The organism is Aurantimonas sp. E1-2-R+4, assembly GCF_036549515.1.
GTDB lineage: Bacteria > Pseudomonadota > Alphaproteobacteria > Rhizobiales > Rhizobiaceae > Aurantimonas > Aurantimonas coralicida_A.
In genome coordinates, this window is sequence record NZ_JAZHLK010000122.1 from 1 (window position 1) to 1,850 (window position 1,850).

Sequence of the window (1,850 nt, forward strand, 5' to 3'; positions counted from 1 at the left end):
CCGCGGTTTGCTTTCGTCCACATCGCTTCCATGCCCTCGTCGAATCAAATCAACAGCATGGAATCACAAACGATTCATATCATTCAACTTCTTTGTGGACCGACACTAAGACGCCCGGATTCTCCACCTTCTGTCACAGCGCCTGTCACGTTTTTGTGGGCGTTTGTTACTTGCAAGATTCCCTCGCACCCTTCGTCACGAGGCGCGGTTCGGTCTTCTGGTTTCGCAAACCGGTTCCGGTCGATCTGGTCCCGCGCCTCGATAGGTCCGATATCCGGCGATCGCTTCGAACTAGCAACCGCCGGACCGCCGAAACTCGTCGTGCCGCTGACGGCCCACCCCGGTCGTTGGACGGAGGTGCTCGTTTGTGTACGGGCGAGGGCGATGTGCCCTCGCCCGTGCGGCTCCTAGGACAGCCTCATGTCAGTCAAACTGCTTTTCAAGCCGGTCGGCGAGCCGCTCGCCGGCGCTGATCTCGGCATGCGCGCGTTCGACCACGCTCCGAGTCTCGGGGGTGAGTTCAGCGTGTTCGAGCGCCTCCCGAAACTTCTTCGCGATGTAATCTTCGCCTTCCTCCACCCGCTCTGCCGCCGATTTGTTGCTGTCTTGGAACGCGTCGGCCAAGCTAGTGAAGGCACGGTGTGCGGCCCCCATGGTGCTGCCGTTTTCATGTCTATTGCCACCGAGACGAACAATCTCGTCGTTCAGCATACGCACAGTCTCACGGCGTTTAGCCGCCTGCTCGTGCAAGGTCTGTTTCAGTCCCGGGTTCTTCGCCTTCTCAGCAGCCGTCTCATACCCCAACGCGCTGTCTACAGCGGTATCGGTGAGTGTCTCGATCGTCGAAATTGCGTTGGTCACTACCATACTCCTTGGATCTTTTTTCAGTTCGATTACGTGAACGATTAAGTAGACGGAACGATCCCGTTTGCGTGATGGGGGAGGCTGGTAGAGAGAGGCAAGGAGGACCGGCTCGCCTGGAACTGCGCGCTGAATAGTCCTGAATAGCCCCGGTTTTCGTGGACGCCCTCGGGTTAGATTTCCTACTGCCGTTCGAAATCGACGGGAGACAGCATCCCGTTTCTGGCGTGCTTTCGCTTCCGGTTCGCGGAGCAGATTCTTGACCTCCCCCGTGGTGGCGCCACGAGTTGAAGGACAAGCCGCGCAGGGGGCGCCCGCAATATCCCGGAGCTTCTGATCAGGAAGCTTGCCGGCGACGTGCGCATCCCGGCCACGAGTACCGTGCATGCGGTCGTGGATCGGCATGGTCTTGCTGCGCGTAGAGGCCGCCCGGACCGCAAGTCCCGAATAGGAAGCGGTCGCCAGTGAAATCAGCGGCCGTCTTCGCGCGGCTCGGTTGCCCAGAAATCCTTGAGAAACTCGAGGGAGCGATGGGCCTCGCCGGCTTGGCAACGCGCGTGGAAATGATCGCTCCCCAGATCCGCAAAGGCCGGATACCCGGCGAGGCTTTCGGCTGTGGCGTTCTGGAAGGCCATCGACCAGTCGGCGAAGTCGCGTTCGGGTTTCTCGCCCTCTTCGATGACGATCTTGGTGTGATGACGCGGATCGGCAAAGATCGTCGTGCGCAGGGTTTCGATCGCGCCACGGTCGCCCTCGAGAAGCTGCATGAAGCTGCCGCGCCGGCCGTCCCTGCCGCTGGCGAACAGCAACATCCCCGAAATGTCGTGAAGCGGATTGTAGCTTCGGCTCTTCGCCAGGATCGCCTCGAGATCCGCTGGGCTAAGTGTCGGTCCACAAAGAAGTTGAATGATATGAATCGTTTGTGATTCCATGCTGTTGATTTGATTCGACGAGGGCATGGAAGCGATGTGGACGAAAGCAAACCGCGG

3 protein-coding genes and 1 pseudogene are annotated in these 1,850 nt (G+C 59.5%); 2 read left to right on the top strand and 2 right to left on the bottom strand.

Going from position 1 to position 1,850, the window contains the following annotated elements:
• The first annotated feature begins 155 nt into the window (after positions 1-155).
• Positions 156-473: a DUF6538 domain-containing protein gene (locus VQ045_RS22140; RefSeq protein WP_442873098.1), complete on the top strand. Its 318-nt coding sequence runs from the start codon at positions 156-158 to the stop codon at positions 471-473.
• Here VQ045_RS22140 and VQ045_RS21595 read toward each other — a convergent pair.
• Positions 424-861 carry a PA2169 family four-helix-bundle protein gene (locus VQ045_RS21595; RefSeq protein WP_327624667.1) on the bottom strand — a complete coding sequence of 146 codons (438 nt, stop codon included), beginning with the start codon at positions 859-861 and terminating at the stop codon, positions 424-426. The genes VQ045_RS22140 and VQ045_RS21595 overlap by 50 nt on opposite strands.
• A 309-nt stretch (positions 862-1,170) precedes the next feature.
• Between VQ045_RS21595 and VQ045_RS22145 the strand changes: the two are divergent.
• Positions 1,171-1,299: pseudogene (locus tag VQ045_RS22145) on the top strand (IS481 family transposase); the annotation flags it as partial.
• 32 nt (positions 1,300-1,331) lie between these two features.
• On the opposite strand, the gene VQ045_RS21600 reads toward VQ045_RS22145, so the two are convergent.
• The coding region (locus VQ045_RS21600) for a BLUF domain-containing protein (RefSeq protein ID WP_331831588.1) at positions 1,332-1,850 on the bottom strand (519 nt) is incomplete at its 5' end.